Below are 19,695 nucleotides of genomic sequence, written 5' to 3' on the forward strand. Positions count from 1 at the left end.
ACGACGACCGACGGCGCCGACGAACTCGCGGCCCCGTTGGACCTGCTGCTGACAACCTCCGCGGTCGGCGTCGGCAGGCGCATGCTGCCGAATACCTCGTGGAATCGGCTGGCGCTGAGCCTGGCCCGCATGACGGCCGCCCTGCATCGCGACATGGTGCTGATGGGACTGCACAATTCCCTGGCCACACCGAATCAGGAAAGTATGCTCGGCACCCCGGTCGACCTGTCGCGGATCACCGTCGACACCTACATCGTGGCCGGTGTCGCCGACCATATCTCGCCGTGGCAGGCCTGCTACCGCAGCGCCCGGTTGCTCGGCAGCAAGGATCTGCAGTTCGTGCTGTCCAGCAGCGGCCATATCGCCGCACTGGTCAACCCACCGGCAAACCCCAAATCCTCCTACCGGATCGGCGCGGCCGACATGGACGATCCCGCCGAGTGGCTGGACTCCGCGACCGCACAGCAGGGCTCCTGGTGGCCGAACTTCGCGGCGTGGCTGGCCGAACGCAGCGGCCACGACACCGACGCACCGGAAAGGCTGGGCAATGCGCAGTTGCCGCCGCTGGATCCCGCGCCGGGCGCCTATGTACTCGAACACTGAAAGAACTTGTGCCGCAGCGACAGTCATGAGCGCACCACAGACCGCAGGGCCGGTCGAATACCGCCACATCGCCATACTCGGGCAGCGGATCCGCGTGCAGGTGCGCTGGGGAACCGGTGTGCCGCTGGTGCTCTGCAATGGCATCGGGGCGGGCTTGGAGGTACTCGATCCGCTCGTCGCCCACCTCGCCCCGACCACAACGATCATCCGCTTCGACGCGCCCGGCAGCGGCGGATCGTCGAATTCGCCATTGCCGTACGGGTTTCCATATCTCGCCCACCTGCTCGGACGGCTGCTCGGCGCACTCGGTATCCGGCAACCGGTCGACATCCTCGGGCTGTCCTGGGGCGGCGCACTGGCGCAGCAATTCGCCCTGCAACACCCGCACCGCTGCCGCAAGCTCATTCTGGTTTCCACCGGTACCGGCATGATCATGATGCCCGGCCATCCGGCGAGGCTGCGGAAAATGCTGACCCCACGACGGTTTCGAGACCATCGCTATGCCGCGTCGATCGCCGGCGAACTCTACGGCGGCACGGTCCGCACCGAACCGGCGATCGTGGAGCAACTGTTCGATCGACAGCCGATTCGCGGATGCCGGCTCGGATATTTCTACCAACTGCTCGCCGGATCGGTCTGGACCAGCATCTTCGCGCTGCCGCTGATCCGGCAACCCACATTGATCATCGCAGGCCGCGACGATCCGGTCGTTCCCGTCGCCAACTCCCGGATCATGCACTGTCTGCTCCCCCACTCGACGCTGCACCTACACGACGGCGGGCACGTCGACCTCATCACCAATGCCGCCGAATTGGCTCCCGTCGTCGAAAGATTCAGAAAGAGGATTTGATTGTGTGGATTCCGACGGAACCACTCCCCGAACCATCGGATACACCTGCCACCGCCGGCCCGCGCCCGGCAACGAGGGGCACCCGCAGCTTCCGCTCGCCGAATCCCCGGTGCGGCAACGACGATATCGCCGCACTCGGAGCACCCGCGCTGGTGCTGGGCGTCATATTGGTTGTCGCCGGGGTCGCCGCGCTGCTGCCGGCGCGGAGTTGGCCGCGCGACTACGGCGTGCTGTTGGTCGTCCTCGCCTATGCCATCTATATGAGTCTCGCCAGTTCGCTGACCGTCTGGGGCTTCCGCTTGACCCGGAGGCCACGCGCACGCGGCAGGCGGTATCGGCGATGAATCTCGGTGCGGGCGTGACCGATGGCCGTCAGTGTCGTTTGGTGACAACAACCGGTTTGATATCGGTGGGTATGCCCGCCAAGGCGGATTCCGGGATGGCGAGCACGGTGGCGAGCACGGAGCGCGGGATGGAATTGATCGCCGCGAGGATGCCGATGTCGTCGTTGGTTTCCGCGGCGCTGGTGTTGAACACGATGAGGACCTCGAGGGGTGCGTCGGTGCGCGCGTTCTCGAAGTAGTGGAAGAAGCCCTGCGGCGCGAATACGAGGTCGCCGGGGTGGGCTTCGAAGGATTGGCTGTGGTAAGTGCCGTCGGAGTGGGTACCGAGAATGGTCCATTTCGCGGTGCCGGAAATGTGGTAGTTCATTTCCCAGGCGCTGGGGTGCCAGTGTGGTTCGCGGATGCCGCCCGGTTCCAGACGTACGAAGTAGGCCGATCCGTTCTGCCCGGCCAACACCGGGAAGCTACCCTCGTGCGCGCCTTGCAGAGTGCCGCCGTCGAATCGCTGCGGATCCGCCGAGGTGAGATGGAACAGGTGTGGAGAGTTCTGCAGGTTCTCGGCGATCTCACCGGTATTCGGCAGCTGACTCGCGACGGTGTCGGCGCAGCCGGTAGCCGCCATCAGTCCCGCGCCCAACGCCGCTCCACCCAGCGCGGCGGCGCCGGTGCCGATGGCCGCGCGCCGGTTGACTCCCGTCGCGTCCGGTTCGGAATCGCTCGACATACGCCTCCGTTCGCACTGGCGGACAGGATGGGTAGCTACGCTGCAGCGCTCGTCAGCATATGTCCCGCTACTTCACGAAGGTGGTAGGACACCCGCGGTTCCGGCGCGGTGCTCGGTGCCGCGACGGGCACGACCTCACGGTAAGGCGAACTGGACACCTCGGCACATCAATAGCGGACCCTGCGCCACGTTGCCGAAACGCCGCGACGCGGCCCGCCTGTGCCCTCCTGATGCGACGAGAGGCGGCCGAGCAGCTGGTACAGCGGCATCCGCAGATCCGCGGCCAGGACATTCATGATCCGCAGCATGGTCGCGCTGTCGAGATCATGCGCGATGAGGATTCGCTCGAGAACCATTGCGCTGAGGACTTGCGTTCGGGTCAGTCCCATTTCGGGAAGCCAACTCAGCCGCCACTGTGCGCTGCGGGTGCCGTTGGCCACCATCGCCGCGAACTCGGCGGATTGCGGGTTCGCGATAGTCGAGTGCGTGACGTGCAGAGCGTCGATATGTTCGGCGATGAGTTCGCCGAGCGGCGTACCCGACCACGTTTCGGGGAGGGCCACGCGCTCGCTCCTCGCCGCTCCCGGCTCGGTGGTCAGCCCTACCGGTGCGCGGGTGGGCACTTCGGCGACTGCTCGGGTTATGACGGCTTGTGTGGGTGCGACCATGTCGAGACTCCTAGAACGCCCGGTGGGGACCAATGGAACGACGTCCAGAATCGTCTCGCCGCGTGCCCTTTGTCGTCGACGCTGACCGCAGTCGACAGACCCCACTACCGTGACAATGCCGATACCTGCTAGCTGCAACTCGGCCCGATCGAGCCCGCTGAATACGGCAGTTCGACGCCACCGGAACCCGCATCGAGCAGCAGAACCGCGCGGTCACGTGAGACGTGCGCTGTCCTGAACCGCCTTCGGGATCGTGATGTACAGCGCCGTGCCGATCCCCGTCGGGCTGCTGACGAGCACATGGCCGCCCAGCACTTCGATGCGGTCTTTGAGACCGATGAGTCCCGACCCTTTCCGGGAGTCGGCGCCGCCGATGCCGTCGTCGCTGATCGTCAGGCAGAGACTGTCGCCCTGCAGCACCGCCCGGACGGATACTTCGGAGGCTCGGGCGTACTTGGCGGCATTCGTCAGCGCTTCGGCCACCGCGTAGTAGGCGCCGATCTCCACCGAATCCGGCAACCGCCGCTCCACCGCGATGTCGAGGTCCACCGGAACGGGGCAGCGGCGGGCCAATGTCTTCAAGGCCGGGACGAGGCCGCCTTTCGACAGGATCGCCGGATGAATTCCGCGCGAGAGTTCCTGGAGATTTTCCGATGCGGCGGTCAGACCGCTCGCGACCCGGGCAATCTGTCCGCTGAGCGCACCGAATTCGGAGGGCACCGAGTCCTGCAGCGTGCGCAATTCCAAGGCGAGGGACACCAGCCGTTGCTGGGCTCCGTCATGTAGATCACGTTCCAGGCGGCGCCGCGCCTCGTCGCCGGCCGCCACGATCCGGATACGCGACGCGGTCAGTTCCGCACGTGATTCCGCGTTGGCGATCGCAGTCGCGACGAGGTCGGCGAAGTCGGCGACGCGGGCCTCGGTATCCGCTGGTAGCGGCCCGGGTTCGACACTGCCGACGACCGCGGCGCCCCACAGATTGCCCTCGACCGCTATCGGCGCCCCTACCCCGCCGCGCAGGCCGAGCTCACGGATGCGCGCCGCAGCCGACCCGAGCGAGTCGCCGGTATCGATCCGGGCCGGGCGGCCGCTGGCGAGAATCATGCCGACGACATTGTCGCCCTCCAGTGACCAGCGTGTTCCGATGGGCATCGCCGTTTCCTGCGTTGGATCGTCATAGGCCGAGACGAGAGTGGCTGTGCCGTCGGATTCGTAGCGCCACAACGACGCGTTGGCAGCGCCGAGCGCGCGGGCCAACTGCTCGGCTACCGTCGCGAAGACCTCGAAGCCGGGCGCGCCGCGCGCCACCAGGGTGGCCACCCGCCGCAGCGCGGCCTGCTGTTCGGCCAGCACACTGATCCGGTCGCGGCTCTCCCGCAGCCCGGCCTTGGCATCCTCGGCTTCGTGGCGGCGTTGTTCGGCTTCGACCGCCCGGACTCGGGCCAGCCCCGCGATGAAGTTCGTGCACAGTGCCGCCACGAGGAATACGACGACGAGCACGCCGTTTTGGAAGTTGAACGGCGCGAACTCGTCGCCGGATCTGGCACCACCGAAATAGGCCAGGGCGATGGCGCTGACCAGCGAGGTGGCTACCGCAAGGCCCAATCCCCACACCATGGAGACCACCAGGATGCCGAGCAGATAGACCGGCTCGAACGTCTCGCCGGGTGACAGATGCTGTAGGAGGATGATCACAAGCGTCTCCAGCGCGATGACGACCGCGGCGATCACGATCCCCAACGACAACGGCGGTGTCGCCGGACGCAGCAACGCCGATAGCACATCCCTCGGCGGCATGAACTCAGTATCCTCCCTCGCCGTGCTCGGACAATCGGGTGGTCATTTCGATTTTCAATTTTCCCGTTAGCGGGGATGCGTGCCGGTAGCGCGCTACCGGACACTGGGGTCATGGTGCAGTCGGCTCAGCGTTTGCGCTGTTTCATCGTGGATGACAGCCTCGACTTTCTCGACGCCGGACGTGAACTGCTCGAGCGCGAGGGGATCACCGTCGTCGGCGTGGCGTCCACCAGTGCTGCGGCACTGCGCGGTGTCGCGGAGCTGGTGCCGGATGTGACGCTTGTCGATATCGAGCTCGGCGCGGAGAACGGCTTCGAACTCGCCGAGCGCCTGCACCGCCATGGTGGGCCTGCGGCACCGCCGGTGATACTGACCTCGGCCCGCGCCGCGCCGGACGTCGCCGATTTGGTCGCCGCGAGCCACGCGGTGGGCTTCCTGACCAAGTCCGCGCTGTCGTCGGGTGCGATCCACGCGCTGCTCGCCGCCGAGGACTGTCCGCTCAGCGCGCATCGAGGAAGGTGACCACCGCGAGGACTCTGCGGTGATCGTCCCCGGTCTCGGGTAGATCCAGTTTGGTCAAGATGCTGCGCACATGCTTCTCGACCGTGCCCTCGGTGACCCACAGGCGACGCGCGATGCCGGCGTTGGATCGGCCCTCGGCCATCAGCGCGAGCACTTCCCGCTCCCGGGCGCTCAGCACGGCCAACGGGTCATCGCGCCGGCGCGCCGATACCAACTCCTGCACCAGAGCCGGATCGATGACCGATGCGCCCTTGGCGATCCGATGCAGGGTGTCGATGAACTCCGCCACGTCGGTGATTCGGCTCTTGAGCAGGTAGCCGATCCGCTGACCGCCGGCCAGCAGCTCCATCGCGTCCTCGACATCGACGTGCGCCGACAGGACCAGGATGCCCGTCTCCGGGAGTTCGCCCCGGATCACCTTGGCCGCGTCGAGCCCCTCGGTGGTGTGCGTCGGCGGCATCCGGATGTCGACGACCACCAGATCAGGAACTTCGTGACGAACCAGCGCCAAGAGTTGCGCGGCGTCTCCGGCCTGCCCCACGACGTCCATACCGCAGTGTGCGAGCAGGCTCGCGACACCTTCGCGAAGCAGGACGTCGTCTTCGGCCAGGATTACCCGCAACAGCCACCTCCGACTGATCAATCCCGAGCTTACCGCCGGCAACTGAGCACAGGGCGCGGCCGACCGAGCGCTCCCGCAGCGGTACCTGCGATCACAGACAACCACTCGCGCCGCAATCGCCGCCGCTAGCAGTGAGCTGCGCAACAGTGCAATCTGGAATGATTCCAATAAAGCTGGAGGTTGTTCGCGATGAGGATCCAGAAAGGAGTACAACCATGACCGCCGCAACTCGGACCCAACGCACCAACCGTCGTCTCGCCGACGATATCCGGAATTTCACCGCTTCCCCGCAGTTCGCCACCAGCCTGCAGCGCGTACTCGTCGATCTCATCGAACTACACCTGCAAGGCAAGCAGGCGCACTGGAACGTCGTCGGGTCGAACTTCCGTGACCTGCACCTACAACTCGATGAACTCGTCGACGCGGCCCGCGCGAGCAGCGACACCATCGCGGAACGGATGCGAGCCCTCGATGCGGTCCCCGACGGGCGGTCCGACACCGTCGCGTCGACCACGAGCCTCCCGCCCTTCCCCGCCGAAGAGGTCGATACCGCCGATGTCGTCGATCTGATCACGACGCGGACCTACGCGGCGATCGACACCATCCGTGACGTGCACGATGCGGTGGACGCCGAAGACCCCAGCACCAGCGACCTGTTGCACCAGGTCATCGACGCACTGGAGAAGCTGGCGTGGATGATCAAGTCGGAGAACCGCAAGGTCTGACCGCCCGCAACGCCATTCGACCCGCCGCAAGCCCGCCAGCTCGCGGCGGGTTCGCTCGAACAGGCCGCTACTCGATTCCGGGATCCGCCGAGTAGCGCAGGCCCATCGCTGCGCCGCCGAGCAGATCGAGAATTCCGTACGCGGACAGGCCCGGACACCCACCCGCCGCGAGTTCACTCGGCGGGTCTGGTCAAGCGATCGATGCACTGGTCGCGAAGTTTGGCGATGGTGGAATTGCCGAGCGCGTGGGCGGCCGGGGAGCCGAGCAGGCACATCAGGCGCAGGTGGAACTCGCTGGCGGTCAGGCCGCCCAAGCCGCCACCCATCGGCAGCGTACCGGTTCCGACAAAGCTCTCATGTGTGACCTGGCCGCCATTCTCCCAGGTCAGGCATGGACCGGCCGCGAGATGCATCAGGTGCTGGAGCACCGCCCGGCCGACCTCCGGTCGCTCGTCACCGACAATCCAGGCCACCTCGATGTGCTCGACGGTGTCGAGCTCACCAGCGGCATCGCCGTCAACCTTGCGAAAGCTTCGGAAGTAGCGCTTCGCATCGAGATCGGAAGCGTCAACATGGACAGAGGGGGAAACGTGCCACGTCAGAGACGTGTCGACTGAACAGAGCAACCGAGGAGGCATCATGACCGTGGTCCAGAACTTCATCGATGGCAAGCTCGTCGACTCGGTCAGCGGTGCGACGATGGCTATCGTCGACCCCGCCACCGGCGATCGGTACGGCACCGCCGCGGTGTCCAACGAACAGGACATCGACAACGCGTACGCGGCGGCGGCCAGGGCGTTCTGCGACTGGAAGCGCACGACGCCGGCGCATCGCCAGAAGGCCCTGTTGGATTTCGCCGACGCGCTGGAGCGTGCCGCGGACGCGCTGGTCGAGGCCGAGGGCCGCAATACCGGCAAGCCGCAACACGTCACCGCGGCCGTAGAGATCCCGCAGATGCTGGATCAGACCCGATTCTTCGCGGGAGCGGCACGGGTACTGGAGGGGAAGTCGGCCTGCGAGTACCTGGCCGGCCACACATCCTGGATCCGACGGGAGCCGGTCGGCGTCATCGGACAGGTGACGCCGTGGAATTACCCGATGATGATGGCGATCTGGAAGTTCGTTCCCGCGATCGCGGCAGGCAACACCGTGGTGATCAAGCCGAGCGACACCACCCCGGTGACGACGGTGATGTTGGCCGAACTGGCCGCTCAGCACCTGCCGCCAGGCGTGCTCAATGTGGTGACCGGTGACCGGACGACCGGTGCGGCGGTGGTCACGCATCCGACCCCGCGGATGGTATCGATCACCGGTTCGGTGGCCGCGGGCCGCGCGGTCGCGGAATCGGCCGGAGCCCACCTGAAGCGCACGCATCTCGAGTTGGGCGGCAAAGCGCCGGTAATCGTGTTCCCCGACGCCGACATCACTGCTACCGCCATCGGTATCACGGCCTCGGGTTATTTCAATGCCGGGCAGGATTGCACGGCGGCCACCCGGGTGCTCGGCCACGCGTCGGTGGCCGAAGACCTGACCGCGGCGCTGGCCGAGCAGGCCGACAATGCGACAACGACATTCGGCAAGACCACCGATGACGAGGGCGCCTGGGTGCCGCCGGTCAATAACGCCAACCAACTACAACGAGTGCTCGGCTTCCTCGACGAGGTGCCCGATCACGCGTCGGTCGTGACCGGTGGGCACCGGCAGGGTGACCACGGGTACTACATCGAGCCGACGGTCATCGGCGGGCTGCGGCAGGCCGACCGGCTGAGCCGGCACGAGATCTTCGGCCCGGTGATCACCGTGCAGTCGTTCACCGACGAAGACGAGGCGATCCGGTGGGCCAACGACGTCGAATACGGGCTGGCATCCTCGGTGTGGACCAAAGATGTGTCGCGGGCACTACGCGTATCGGCCGCGCTCGACTTCGGCAGCGTGTGGATCAACACCCACACCGCGCTGATCGCCGAGATGCCGCACGGCGGGTTCAAGTCGTCCGGGCATGGCAAAGATCTATCGATGTACGGGCTGGAGGACTACACCCGCGTCAAGCATGTGATGGCCAAGATCGGCTAGCTAGTTCTCTGCGAGCAATCTCTATCGCCATACGGCTTGCGACCTGACGGGTTACGAACTCTTTTGCGCCGTACCGGGATCCGAGCCCACAATATCGAGTTCAGCTGCCGCATAGCGGGCGCGCAGGACCTTTTGTCGAATTTGCCGACGCTCGTCTCGGGCACCTCGGACACGAATGTCCAGCGTTCGGGCAATTGCCATTTCGCCACTCTGTCGGCCGAGAACGCCCGCAGCGCATCCGCGTCGACCTCGGCTCCGGTGCGTAATGCGGCAGCGACGACGGGACGCTCGTCCCACTTGTCGTCGGGCACGCCGAACACCGCGGCTGCTGTGGGAACGCGCACTCGTCACGGCCACGGGCCAGAGCCTCGATGTGCTGCCCCAGCTCGGGTCGGAAATGTGGCGGATCATCGACGACTACTCGAGCGCCGCTGCCGATGCGTACGGCGACTACTGGACCGAACGCGTCCGTCGTGCCGATTCCGAACGCCGTGCACGTTCCTCGACACCCTCCCTCTGGTTCGAATGCGGTGGCTCCAATACCGAAGTCGCGCAACGCCTGCACTATCACCGCAACACCATCCACTTCCGACTGCGCCGCATCGAAACCCGCACCGACCGCCGCTGCTCGGATCCGAAAGCAGCCGCCGAGCCATACGCCGCGCTGACCGCCGCGCGACTCGCTCGACCGGATCCGGCTTGATCACCTGATCCGGCTCTCGTCGACTACCTGTCCAGACGCGGCTCGCGATATCTCCGGACGAGTCGCGTGTTCGACGGTGCGACGGCCGGTTTCGAGCCGCGGTCGTGAATGTCCGGATTGTGGCCGAGCCCGGCGAGTTACGCGGCCCAGGAGATCAATTGTCCCGTCGACACGGTAGGGTCTGCCGAAAGGTTCGAGTGCTGGTCGGCGTATCGAACCTCCTGCGCCGGTAGAGACTTCGAGTCCCGGTGTCGCGAGCGATCCATTCTCGACGGAACAGACTGTGTCGGTATCTATTCGACTGGAGTGCTATGACCAGGGGATATCTGAGGAGTATTGCAGCTTTCACCACAATGGTCGGTGCGGCGACCACCGGTATTGCCACCGCACCCGCCATTGCGGCACCCGGCGAAGTCGATGCCGGTGGCATGCACATCGTCGCATCGGTCGACACGAGCGATGTCTTTCCGGCCGGGGGCGATACCCCGGCCGGAATCCCGTTCGCGCACGCGGTCAAAGTGTCCGGAAATTACTCGGTGTCGCTCAGCGGTGTTTCATCGGTTCGCGACGGGGAAATGGCGGTCGGATACGTGGTCGGTTGCGCCGTGGATCTTTCCAACGGCCTCTCCCTCGCGATTACCCCCGCCGTAGGCGCCAGCATGGGTATCGCCCCCTCGGCCGCGTTGACGCTGAGCATGGACTCGATGCCCAGCGTCACTTTCGCAGTTCAACCGAGCGCTTCCGTCAATGCCGGTCTCGCCGGAACGATCGAGTTGACCCTCGCACCGGGGGCCGTTACGGCGGTGGTTATCGGTGCGGCCAGCCTGGATCAGGACGCGGCGTTCCCCTACACCTTCGGCCACACCAATACGCCACTGAGTGTCAGCTCATGCGCGGCACCCGCGTCGGCCGTCCCGTTCGTCACCGTGCGCGCCGACGGCACCAACGGAACCGCCCAGACAACCGGCTATGGACCACAATTCACGTTCTAGGGGGCGCAGCCGCCGGGTGCTCGGGCTGTCGACGACGCTCGCCGGACAATGCTGGTGCGGGGTTGCTCGTCGCGACCGGGTGAGCGAGTTGGGTCCGGTCGAGCCGGAGCAATGCGAAGGCGGCGCACACACCGATCACGATGAGCCCCGACCACACCGCCCAGTCGACTCCGGTGGCGCGGGCGGCGCCGACCACGGCGCCGGTTGCCAAGTTGCCCGCCAGAATGCCGACGCCGACCACCGTGTTGTAGAACCCGTAGTGGGTTGCCACGAGTTTCCCGTTGGCCAGGGATACGACCGTGTCCATCTCGAACGGGAATACCGTCGCGGTGCCGACCGCCAGCAATGCCGCCGACACAAGCAATGCCACCACGGCCGCGCCGACGCCGAAACGTCCAGGCCCAGGGACGATCACCAGAGGTAGGAATGACACGGCGAGTATGCCCATCCCGACGACCAGACTGCGTCCGCTCCCCCATCTTTCGCGGAACCAGGCAGTGATGCGTAGCTGACCGGCGACCGCTACCACCCCTGACACCACGAACAGTGCCGATACCAGGATCTGTGCGCGCGCACCCGCGATGAACTCCGCGTGTAGCGGCAGCGCCAGATAAACCTGGAACGACAGCACATACGAGCCGATCATCGCGATCGCGAAGGCGAGGAATCGGCGGTTCGCGACCACGGTCCGCCAGTCGTCGAGAACCGACGACTGCTCGTTGGCGAACTCCGCCCGACGGGTCGGCAGCGCGCACAACTGCGCCACCGTCAGCGCCGCGAACACCAGCGCGGCGATACCTGCGGTGACCCGGAAATCGACCGCCATCAGTGCGAGTCCGACCAGTGGTCCGGCCAGGATGCCCGCTTGATAGAAGATGTTGAACACGGCGAATGCCTCCACCCGCCGCTCCCCGGCATCGGCTGCGAGGTAGGCGCGTACCGCCGGGTTGAACAGGGCGCCCGCGAAACCTGTTGCCGCCGAGGCGATCAGCAGACCGGGCAGGGATGTCGCGAAAACCAGCAGTGCGAAACCGCCGGTGCGCAGCAGACATCCGGCCACGATGAGCGGTTTGTAGCCCAGCCGGTCGGCCAGCGTGCCGCCGATCAGGAACATGCCCTGCTGCGAGAAGTTGCGCACACCCAGCACCAGACCGACGGCCCACGCCGCCAAGCCGAGCGGACCCGCCAGATACCCGGCCAAGTACGGCATCAACATGTAGAAGCCCAGGTTGATGCCGAACTGGTTGACCATCAACAAACGTGCCGGGAGGTCGAAGCTACGGAACTTTCCGAAAACCGTCACCGGGCTGCCCCCTGATCCGAAGATTGTTCGCGCGGGTCGACAACTGTGCCGCAACGGGTCCAGGCGGTCACGACCCGTTCGGCCGGATGCGTGATGGTGTCGGGGGCGGTCGGCGGCTCGGCATCGAGCAGTCCGTGCTCGGCGCAGTAGGTGTCGCTGTAGACGGTGTCGAAATAGCGTTGCGGGCCATCGGGAAATACGGCCGCGATCCGGGCATCGGCGTCGTGGGTGCGCGCCGCCCAGCCCGCGACCAGCGCCACCGCACCGACGCTCCAGCCGCCGGTGGCATAGTGCGTGGCGGCCAGGGCGCGGCAGGCCCACACCGCTTCCGACGGTGCGACCCAATGGATTTCGTCGAACGCGCCGTAGTCGACGTTGGTCGGGTAGATGCTCGACCCGAGACCACGCATCAGCCGTGGTCCCGCCGGTTGGCCGAAGATCGTGGAGGCCAGCGTGTCCACGCCGATGAGTTTCAGGTCGGGATCGAACCGCCGCAGCACCCTCGCGACCCCGGCCGAATGGCCGCCGGTGCCCACCGCGCACACCAGCACATCCACCGTCCCGAGCTGTTCCACCAGTTCGAGCGCCAACGATTCATAGCCGTCGACATTGTCGGGGTTGTTGTACTGGTCCGGGCACCATGCCCCGGATTCCTCGGCCAGCAACTCGGCGACCCGATCCCGACGTGCTTGTTGCCAACCGCCGTTCGGGTGCGGCTGGGCGACGAGATCTACGCGAGCACCATAGGCCGCGAGCATTCGGGCGACGATGGGTTCCAAGCCGGGATCGGTCACCACCGTGACCGGATGGCAGTATACCATGCCTGCCAGCGCCAAACCCAATCCCAGTGTGCCGCTGGATGATTCAATGATTCGTGCGCCGGCTGCGAGGGCGCCGCGCGCTTCGGCTCGCCGCACCATGTGCAGCGCCGGGCGGTCCTTCATGCCGCCGGGATTGAATCCTTCGAGCTTGGCCCAGAAACCCCGACCGGCGGGTGCGAGCGGGGCGCCGACCCACAGCACCGGCGTGTTGCCGACCAGCGCGCGGGCCTGCCGGGCGGCACCCGGTGCCGGGATCAGCGCCGGGGGCACCTCGGGCCTGTCGAGCACGATCTTGTTCATGACTGTCGCTTCCTGATCGAGACCGCCATGCGGCGGCGCGGACGTTGAACGGCAGCGAACACCGGCCGACGACACACAGCGTCGGCCTGGCGCTGACCGATCAGCGTCGGGCGATACAGAACCGCGTGAGAATGTCCCGACCAGCAGCGGCGGGCGGGGATACCGGCGGACCGCGCACGGCCCCGGCGAGTGCCGAATAGATGGCTGTGGCAACGATGGCAACGACCGCGATCAAGGTGAGAAGGCGCAGCGCCGCGAAGTTCTCGGCCGCACTCGGTCGCACCGATTTGACGATGCAGTGGGCAAGATGTGCGCCACAGGGCTCGTGCGACGCGTCGATGACCGCATGAGCGGAATCGGCGGCGGCGGTGAGAAATTCGCCCGGCACCGTTCGGGCATGGGCACCGGCGTGCTCGTGGTCATCCATGCGAGCGCAGTGGACCATCGGCGCCATGAGCAGCACCGCGACGAGCACCGCTACTACGGGGCCACCGTGCCGCAACCGCCCGATGAGGTTCACAATGAGCCAACTATAGCGACGGTCCGGTGGCAAACGGCGGCAGCGCGGGTCGCGGCATCGGATGTTCGGGATCGGCGTCCCGATGGCACACACCGGATGCTCGTCGCCGCACAGTTCTCGCTGTCGCATCTGGCCTGGTTGCTCACCTACCCGATCGCCGGATGGCCGACCACTGTGGCAGTGGAAATTGCCGGCGTCGCGAAGGCGCTCCCGTGCACTACCCGCGCTTTTTGTCGAATCCTGCGTAGCTCGGATCTCCTCGGCTACCCCCATCCGCTCATCGGCCCCGCACGGCGGCCCGGATTCGATCCTGCACCTCGACAACCGCAGGTCACCACCATCGTCTTCATCGTCACCTCCTACTCGGGCCAGACCTTCGACCAGATCGAGAACGCGTTCTCCCCGCCTGGTCGACGGCATCTCCGACACCGAAATCGCCCGCTACGACCTGACCGGCGGTGGCACCACACCGGACTGGTCATGGGCAAACTCTTCCGCCCGGACGGGGTATGGCAGTTCGGCGCGATCGGCGACGCCATCCGCGCACAACATCCCGTCGAGGCCATCCCTCGACTGCGGGCGTGCTTGACGTAGCAGCGACGGTCCGGAGGGGGCTTCGCCTACGACTTGAAGCAGTCGACCTGGGTCGCCCCGAGTTCGTCTGCTGCGCGAGCCCCGGGGTGATCCACGTCACGGGCGATGCTGTCAGGAATTCGGGGGCTGTCGCGTTCAGGTAGCACGCGAACCAGACAGGAGCGAACCATGAAGCACCGCATCGTCGTCCTCGGGGCCGGATACGCCGGAGCCTTCTCCGCCGGATACCTGGCCCGCCAACTCCACTCCGACGACTTCGAGATCACCGTCGTCAACGCGGAACCCGATTTCGTCGAGCGGCTGCGCCTGCATCAGCTCGCCGCCGGGCACGATCTCCGCCACCGGCCGCTGGCAGAGGTGTTCGCGGGCACCGGCATCCGGCTACGACTGGCGCGGGTAACCGACGTCGACGCCGAGCACCGGACTGTCACAGTCGCCGACGGCGAGGGCATCGCCCGGCTCGAATACGACACCCTCCTCTACACGCTCGGCAGCACCGCCGCCGACCACGGCGTTCCGGGCGTCGACGAGCACGCCTACCATGTGGCCGCGCGGCCGTCCGCGCTGCGCCTGCGCGCACGCCTGGATGAGCTGGGCGAGGACGGCAAGGTGCTGGTAGTCGGCGGCAACCTGACCGCGATCGAGGCCGTCACCGAGATCGCCGAGGCCCGTCCTGGACTGCGGGTCAGCCTCGTCACCAGCGGCGAACTGGGCGGCTGGCTGGGCCCGAAGGCCCGGCGTCACCTGCTGCGTACCTTCGACCGGTTCGGCATTACGGTCCACGAGCACACCGCCATCGAGCGCGTCGAGGAAGCGGCCGTGATCGCCGCCGACGGCACCGTTTTCGCCGCCGACGCGACCGTGTGGGCCGCCGGCTTCGCCGTCCACCCGATTGCCGCCGCCAGCGGCCTCGCGGTGGAACCCAACGGCCAGATCACGGTCGACCGTCAGATGCGGTCGGTCTCACACCCGGATGTCTACGTTGCCGGTGACAGCGCCTTCGTCATCGGCGAGAACGGTCATCCATTGCCGATGTCCTGCGCTTCCGCGGGATTTACCGGCATGCAGGCGACGGCCGCGATCATCGGGGACCGGACCGGGCGCAAGATCAAGGCGACCACACTGTCCTATTTCGGCAACCACATCAGCCTCGGACGCAAGGACGGGATCTTCCAGCTGGTCGATGGTGACGCTCGCTCGAAGCCCGGGGCCCTTTGCGGCCGGTCGGCGGCGCGCGTCAAGTCGGCGATCGTGGCAACCAGCGGCTGGGCCATCAGCCGCCCGACCTTCGGCAGGCCGAGTCACCAGTACCGCTTGGCCACCACCCGAGAGCACTCGTCCGTCGTGATCGCCGCATAGATTTGTGCTCATGGACACTGCCACCGTGGCGCGTTTCGAGGCCAGTCGGAACCGGCTGGCCTCGCTCGCCTACCGTCTGCTCGGCTCGGCCGCCGACGCCGAGGACACGGTGCAGGACGCGTTCCTGCGGTGGCAGGCCGCCGACCGGGAGTATGTCGAGGTCCCCGAGGCATGGCTGACCAAGATCGTCACCAATCTGGCGCTCGACCGGCTCCGTTCGGCGAAGGTGCGGCGCGAACGCGCGGTCGGCGCCTGGATGCCCGAACCGCTCCTCGACGGCGACCCGATGCTGGGCCCGGCCGACACCGTCGAGCAGCGGGAATCGGTGACCCTGGCGGTGCTGACGCTCATGGAGCGTCTGTCGCCGATCGAACGGGCCGTTTACGTGCTGCGCGAGGCCTTTTCGTACAGCCACGCCGAAATAGCCGAGATCCTCGGTATCACCGAGTCCGGGAGTCAGCAGCACGCCCACCGAGCCCGGCGTCGAATCGCCGCCGCCGGCAATGGCACTGACGTCGACCATGCTTCCGCGCGTCGAATCGTCGAGGCGTTCGTCGCTGCCGCCGCCTCGGGCCGGACCGAACGGCTGGTTGCGCTGCTGACCGACGACGCGACCGGCATCTCCGACGGCGCCGGGCTGGGACTGGTCGAGAAGCTGATCCGGTACTCGACCCCGGCGACGATCGCCAGCGCGGTGCGGGCCGGCTTCAAACCAACTCCGGCCAAGCGCAGACTCGCCGGTGGCTCGCCCTCGATCCATGCCGTGGTTGTCAACGGCTGCCCGGCGATGCTCGCCACGCTCGACGACCGGGCCGTGGGTGTCGTGATCCTGGAGATCCGTGATGACAAGATCGCAGGCGTGCGCGGCATCGCGGCCCCGGACCGACTCGGTCGCCTCACGGCGGAATGGCAGCGGCAGGACCATGATGTCCCGCTGATCGAATCGTGGTAACCGGCCGTCCGGCACCCGATGTCGATGGGACGATCGTCTACTCGGGCTACGTCGACACCGAAATGCTCGCCACGTTCCGAACCGGTGAGATCGCCCGCGAATACGAGAAGGCGGTCCCGTGTCTGCTCCAGCACCACTTTTCCGAGCTCGGGTGCACCGCCGAAACCCTTGGGGTGGTCGAACCAAACCCCGGATGCCTATCAACGTCCCCGACCCGGAGTCGATGCCGGACGCAAAGCAATCCTCTCCCAACAGCGATTACTCAGCGGAAGTCGCGCGGACGAGCGGACTGCGCACCCCGAAGTCCAACCTTTGCGACAGAGCTCCTTCACAGCAGGTCATGGATATGGACGCGACGGCCGCGCGAGACTAATCGGATTCGAGCAACTCGACCAGATCGGCCTTGCGGATCCCGCCGTGCACCCCGCATACCCGGTCCACCACCTGCGATACCGCGAAATCACCTGCGGCCGAGAGATAGGCGTAGGCGTGTGCCCGGTCTATGCCCGCGTCGGTCAACAGCTCGATCGCGCCGCGAACGCATTCGCGCATGGCCTCGTTCAGATCGGCGTCCAGCCCGATCGGGATGATCAGGTCGCTGGTCTCGCCCCACAACCTGCGCGGCGCGATCAGCGGGAAATCAGATCGAACCGCAGGGTGGCGCGCAGCGGGGCCTCGAATGCGGTCAGCGCCACCTCGCCGTCGCCCTGGGCATGATGCGGGTCGCCGACATAGGCGAGCGCGTCGTCGACACGGCAGCACCGTCCACCCCACCACACTCACGGTGCCTTAGCAGCTCGCGCCACTCACCAAAGACGTTGTGAGCAGGTCGAATACGCTCGCAACGTCCTCCAGGCCGACGCGGAACAACGCACCGAACGCCGCCACCACCAGCATGGAAAGGCGCAGCCAGCCTCGCCACCATCGGAGCCTGGCACCCCACAACCAACCAATCTCACTGTCTCCACAGCGACCCAAAACCCAAAGATCCGAAGCCAACGGCAGGCGTTCTACGGGGAACTTCTCCCGAGCGTTGGCACACCGGCGGTGCCACACACCATGGGTAAACACCGTTAAAATATGCTTTGACCTGGAGCCGCCTGGGGGAATCGAACCCCCGACCTTTTCATTACGAGTGAAGCGCTCTACCGACTGAGCTAAGGCGGCGTGCCTTTCGGCGTCGCGAGTCTATCGTCTCGGCGGCCGGATCGCGAAAACGGGTGGTCAGCGCGACCTGATAGGCAGGCCGATGGTGTCCCGGCCGGTTTCGGTCGGCTGCACCAGCAGGTCAGGCATCGGAAGAGCGGATCCTCGGCCGGTTTCACGAGTGAAGCCCGCGACGGGTGTCGATCGGATGGGCTAGGCGGATTGGGCGGAGATGAGGGTGGCGACCATGGCGGCCAGGGCGAAGCGAGGTTTGACGTTGAGGTCGAGGGCCTCGCGGCAGGCGAGGACGGCTTCGATGGAGCGGAGCAGACCCTCGGGGTGGACGCGGTCGGCGAGATCATGGATCTGGTCGGACATATCGGGGTGGGTGAGGGTGACACCGGAACCACTGCCGGCAGCACCGAAGCGGACGGCGATGGCGTCGCGGTAGACGCCCGCGACGTCGATGAGCGCCCGGTCGAGGGCATCGCGGCCGGTGCGGGTGGCGCGGGATTTCTGCCTGCGCTCCAGGTCCTTGAGCACACCTGCCGAACCTCGGGTCGCACCCGCGGCGCCTTTGCCGGTGCCGCCCGCGCCGAGTGCGGTCGCCAATTCCTCGCGCTCACGTTCGTCGCGGGCCGCACTCATCTGCTTGGCCTCGTCGTCGGCGGATTTCACCAATTCGTCAGCGGCAGCGTAGGCGGCACCTGGCCGCGAAACCGCGCCCACCAACGCCAACGCCCGTTGCCGACGAGCACGCGCCTCCTCGTCGGTGGCCAACCGCCGAGCCCGCCCGACATGACCACCGCTCACCGATGCCGCCCAGGTCGCGGTCTTCTCATCGAGCTTGTCGCGCTCCCGCAGCACCTGCGCGATGGCCGGCACCGAGGGCGTCACCAGATGCACATGCCGACAGCGCGACCGCAGCGTCACGGAGATGTCCTCCGGATCCACCGATGGCGCGCACAGCAGGAATACCGTCCGCTCCGGCGGCTCCTCGACCACCTTCAACAGCACATTGCCCGCCGCCTCGGTCAACCGATCGGCGTCCTCGATCAGCACCACCTGCCATCGGCCGGTGCTCGGCCGCCGTGCGGCGATCTGCACGATCTCGCGCATCTCTTTGGTGCTGATACTCAGCCCCTCTGGAATCACCCGCCGCACATCGCCATGTGTTCCGGCCATCGTGGTCGTACACGCATGGCATCGCCCACATCCGGGCACACCCTCGTCGGTGCACTGCAGCGCGGCCGCAAAGCACAGCGCCGCAACCGATCTCCCCGATCCCGGCGGCCCGGTGAACAGCCACGAATGCGTCATCGCCCCATTGCCCGCGCCTCCACGCGCGGCAATCGAGGCAGCCGTCAACTCGGACTCGACCGCATCCTGGCCGACCAGCCGATCGAAGACACCCGCCACGCCATACACCCTAACCGTCCCCACCGACAGGCTCGTTCCCGCGCCGTCCGAGCGTCCACACCGAACCGGCGTTCCGGCATAGTCATCATCCGGGCGGCGAGTCCGAGCCCCCACCGTCGCTCATGCTCGCTGATAGGTCGTGTTCGCACCATCGAGCGCTTCGCGAATGATGTCGGCGTGACCGCTGTGGTGGGCGATTTCGCGCAGGATGTGCAGCACGGTGAAACGCACCGTCCACCATTCGCGTTCGGGTGTCCACGGCGTGGTCGGTGTGGGAATGGACGTGTTCAGATCGGGTTCGGTCCGGATCAGCTTCTCGGTCGCCGCCGCGACCTCGTCCCAGGCCGCCAGCAGTCCGGCCACCGTCTCATCGGGTCCGAGCACGTACTCGCCATCGAATTTCGAAACGTCGAGTTCGGCCGTTTCATCGCGCTCGATAATGACCGTCGTCCAGTGGCTTTCGCAACTGACCAGGTGGTGCAGCAGGCCACCGAGCGTCAGTTCGCTGACCGTCGTGCGTTGCCGCGCCTGTGCGTCGTCGATGCCGCGCAAAGTGATCCGGAACAGCTCGCGCTGACTGGCGAGCATGGCGATGAGATTCTCGCGTTCCTGGTCGATGGCCATGGACAGTCCCCTTCACGATCGTTCGTCGATACGG

Annotated in this window: 22 protein-coding genes, 1 tRNA gene and 2 pseudogenes; 11 read left to right on the plus strand and 14 right to left on the minus strand. The window is 66.5% G+C overall.

What is annotated here, in order from left to right; genetic code table 11:
- Positions 1-126 precede the first annotated feature (126 nt).
- From AB0L58_RS32490 to AB0L58_RS32500, 3 genes and pseudogenes are all read left to right on the plus strand, one after another.
- Positions 127-603, plus strand: a pseudogene (locus AB0L58_RS32490) (poly(3-hydroxyalkanoate) polymerase); the annotation flags it as partial.
- 25 nt (positions 604-628) lie between these two features.
- Positions 629-1,453, plus strand: a complete 825-nt coding sequence (locus AB0L58_RS32495) for an alpha/beta fold hydrolase (protein WP_364392761.1) — start codon at positions 629-631, stop codon at positions 1,451-1,453.
- A gap of 2 nt (positions 1,454-1,455) precedes the next feature.
- The gene (locus AB0L58_RS32500; RefSeq protein ID WP_364392763.1) at positions 1,456-1,797 is read left to right on the plus strand and encodes a hypothetical protein; all 342 of its coding nucleotides are present in this window, start codon (positions 1,456-1,458) and stop codon (positions 1,795-1,797) included.
- A gap of 28 nt (positions 1,798-1,825) precedes the next feature.
- Here the strand turns inward: AB0L58_RS32500 and AB0L58_RS32505 are convergent, their stop codons facing one another.
- The 3 genes from AB0L58_RS32505 to AB0L58_RS32515 all read right to left on the minus strand — a co-directional run bounded on the left by AB0L58_RS32505 (position 1,826) and on the right by AB0L58_RS32515 (position 4,986).
- Positions 1,826-2,521 (minus strand): cupin domain-containing protein, encoded by a 696-nt coding sequence (locus tag AB0L58_RS32505; protein ID WP_364392765.1) that lies wholly within the window; start codon positions 2,519-2,521, stop codon positions 1,826-1,828.
- A gap of 167 nt (positions 2,522-2,688) precedes the next feature.
- The gene (locus AB0L58_RS32510; RefSeq protein WP_364392767.1) at positions 2,689-3,189 is read right to left on the minus strand and encodes a hypothetical protein; all 501 of its coding nucleotides are present in this window, start codon (positions 3,187-3,189) and stop codon (positions 2,689-2,691) included.
- A gap of 213 nt (positions 3,190-3,402) precedes the next feature.
- The gene (locus AB0L58_RS32515; protein WP_364392769.1) at positions 3,403-4,986 is read right to left on the minus strand and encodes a GAF domain-containing protein; all 1,584 of its coding nucleotides are present in this window, start codon (positions 4,984-4,986) and stop codon (positions 3,403-3,405) included.
- 111 nt (positions 4,987-5,097) lie between these two features.
- Here AB0L58_RS32515 and AB0L58_RS32520 point away from each other — a divergent pair, with 111 nt between their 5' ends.
- Positions 5,098-5,508, plus strand: a complete 411-nt coding sequence (locus tag AB0L58_RS32520; RefSeq protein ID WP_364392771.1) for a response regulator — start codon at positions 5,098-5,100, stop codon at positions 5,506-5,508.
- Here the strand turns inward: AB0L58_RS32520 and AB0L58_RS32525 are convergent.
- The gene (locus tag AB0L58_RS32525) at positions 5,486-6,130 is read right to left on the minus strand and encodes a response regulator transcription factor (RefSeq protein WP_364392773.1); all 645 of its coding nucleotides are present in this window, start codon (positions 6,128-6,130) and stop codon (positions 5,486-5,488) included. The two genes, AB0L58_RS32520 and AB0L58_RS32525, sit on opposite strands and share 23 nt — an antisense overlap.
- Before the next feature lie 215 nt (positions 6,131-6,345).
- Here AB0L58_RS32525 and AB0L58_RS32530 point away from each other — a divergent pair, with 215 nt between their 5' ends.
- Positions 6,346-6,855, plus strand: coding sequence for a DNA starvation/stationary phase protection protein (locus AB0L58_RS32530; RefSeq protein ID WP_364392775.1), 510 nt, complete (start codon positions 6,346-6,348; stop codon positions 6,853-6,855).
- Positions 6,856-7,028: 173 nt separating this feature from the next.
- Here the strand turns inward: AB0L58_RS32530 and AB0L58_RS32535 are convergent, their stop codons facing one another.
- The gene (locus AB0L58_RS32535) at positions 7,029-7,517 is read right to left on the minus strand and encodes a hypothetical protein (RefSeq protein ID WP_364392777.1); all 489 of its coding nucleotides are present in this window, start codon (positions 7,515-7,517) and stop codon (positions 7,029-7,031) included.
- Between AB0L58_RS32535 and AB0L58_RS32540 the strand changes: the two genes are divergently transcribed.
- Positions 7,495-8,928, plus strand: coding sequence for a gamma-aminobutyraldehyde dehydrogenase (locus AB0L58_RS32540; RefSeq protein ID WP_364392779.1), 1,434 nt, complete (start codon positions 7,495-7,497; stop codon positions 8,926-8,928). The two genes, AB0L58_RS32535 and AB0L58_RS32540, sit on opposite strands and share 23 nt — an antisense overlap.
- Positions 8,929-8,979: 51 nt before the next feature.
- Here the strand turns inward: AB0L58_RS32540 and AB0L58_RS32545 are convergent.
- Positions 8,980-9,254 (minus strand): annotated as a pseudogene (locus tag AB0L58_RS32545) (hypothetical protein); the annotation flags it as partial.
- 71 nt (positions 9,255-9,325) lie between these two features.
- Between AB0L58_RS32545 and AB0L58_RS32550 the strand changes: the two are divergent.
- Both AB0L58_RS32550 and AB0L58_RS32555 read left to right on the plus strand, forming a co-directional pair.
- Positions 9,326-9,631 (plus strand): helix-turn-helix domain-containing protein, encoded by a 306-nt coding sequence (locus AB0L58_RS32550; RefSeq protein ID WP_364392896.1) that lies wholly within the window; start codon positions 9,326-9,328, stop codon positions 9,629-9,631.
- Positions 9,632-9,942: 311 nt separating this feature from the next.
- Positions 9,943-10,623: an MspA family porin gene (locus AB0L58_RS32555; protein WP_364392781.1), complete on the plus strand. Its 681-nt coding sequence runs from the start codon at positions 9,943-9,945 to the stop codon at positions 10,621-10,623.
- On the opposite strand, the gene AB0L58_RS32560 is transcribed toward AB0L58_RS32555, so the two are convergent.
- The 3 genes from AB0L58_RS32560 to AB0L58_RS32570 form a co-directional block, all read right to left on the minus strand.
- A complete protein-coding gene (locus AB0L58_RS32560) occupies positions 10,613-11,926 on the minus strand; it encodes an MFS transporter (RefSeq protein WP_364392783.1) in 1,314 nt (437 codons plus the stop codon). The genes AB0L58_RS32555 and AB0L58_RS32560 overlap by 11 nt on opposite strands.
- Entirely contained in the window at positions 11,923-13,047 is a 1,125-nt protein-coding gene (locus AB0L58_RS32565; RefSeq protein ID WP_364392785.1) for a PLP-dependent cysteine synthase family protein, read from the minus strand. The genes AB0L58_RS32560 and AB0L58_RS32565 overlap by 4 nt, the downstream gene beginning before the upstream one ends.
- Positions 13,048-13,147: 100 nt before the next feature.
- Positions 13,148-13,330, minus strand: coding sequence for a hypothetical protein (locus AB0L58_RS32570; RefSeq protein ID WP_364392787.1), 183 nt, complete (start codon positions 13,328-13,330; stop codon positions 13,148-13,150).
- A 63-nt stretch (positions 13,331-13,393) separates the two neighbouring features.
- Here AB0L58_RS32570 and AB0L58_RS32575 point away from each other — a divergent pair, with 63 nt between their 5' ends.
- The 3 genes from AB0L58_RS32575 (at position 13,394) to AB0L58_RS32585 (ending at position 16,472) form a co-directional block, all read left to right on the plus strand.
- Positions 13,394-14,161 carry a hypothetical protein gene (locus AB0L58_RS32575; protein ID WP_364392790.1) on the plus strand — a complete coding sequence of 256 codons (768 nt, stop codon included), beginning with the start codon at positions 13,394-13,396 and terminating at the stop codon, positions 14,159-14,161.
- A 168-nt stretch (positions 14,162-14,329) separates the two neighbouring features.
- Positions 14,330-15,520, plus strand: coding sequence for an FAD-dependent oxidoreductase (locus tag AB0L58_RS32580; protein ID WP_364392792.1), 1,191 nt, complete (start codon positions 14,330-14,332; stop codon positions 15,518-15,520).
- 10 nt (positions 15,521-15,530) lie between these two features.
- Positions 15,531-16,472 (plus strand): sigma-70 family RNA polymerase sigma factor, encoded by a 942-nt coding sequence (locus AB0L58_RS32585; RefSeq protein WP_364392794.1) that lies wholly within the window; start codon positions 15,531-15,533, stop codon positions 16,470-16,472.
- Positions 16,473-16,841: 369 nt separating this feature from the next.
- Here the strand turns inward: AB0L58_RS32585 and AB0L58_RS32590 are convergent, their stop codons facing one another.
- The 5 genes from AB0L58_RS32590 to AB0L58_RS32610 form a co-directional block, all read right to left on the minus strand.
- On the minus strand, positions 16,842-17,087 hold the full coding sequence (locus tag AB0L58_RS32590; RefSeq protein WP_364392796.1) for a hypothetical protein: 246 nt from the start codon (positions 17,085-17,087) through the stop codon (positions 16,842-16,844).
- Between the two features lie 14 nt (positions 17,088-17,101).
- Positions 17,102-17,251 carry a hypothetical protein gene (locus AB0L58_RS32595; RefSeq protein ID WP_364392798.1) on the minus strand — a complete coding sequence of 50 codons (150 nt, stop codon included), beginning with the start codon at positions 17,249-17,251 and terminating at the stop codon, positions 17,102-17,104.
- A gap of 312 nt (positions 17,252-17,563) precedes the next feature.
- A tRNA-Thr gene (locus tag AB0L58_RS32600) sits at positions 17,564-17,639 on the minus strand.
- A gap of 192 nt (positions 17,640-17,831) precedes the next feature.
- The gene (locus AB0L58_RS32605; protein WP_364392800.1) at positions 17,832-19,037 is read right to left on the minus strand and encodes a DNA polymerase III subunit delta'; all 1,206 of its coding nucleotides are present in this window, start codon (positions 19,035-19,037) and stop codon (positions 17,832-17,834) included.
- A gap of 120 nt (positions 19,038-19,157) precedes the next feature.
- The gene (locus AB0L58_RS32610; protein WP_364392802.1) at positions 19,158-19,661 is read right to left on the minus strand and encodes a DUF664 domain-containing protein; all 504 of its coding nucleotides are present in this window, start codon (positions 19,659-19,661) and stop codon (positions 19,158-19,160) included.
- Positions 19,662-19,695: the final 34 nt, after the last annotated feature.

The sequence above is a fragment of the Nocardia sp. NPDC052112 genome (genome assembly GCF_040680135.1).
Taxonomy (GTDB): Bacteria; Actinomycetota; Actinomycetes; order Mycobacteriales; family Mycobacteriaceae; genus Nocardia.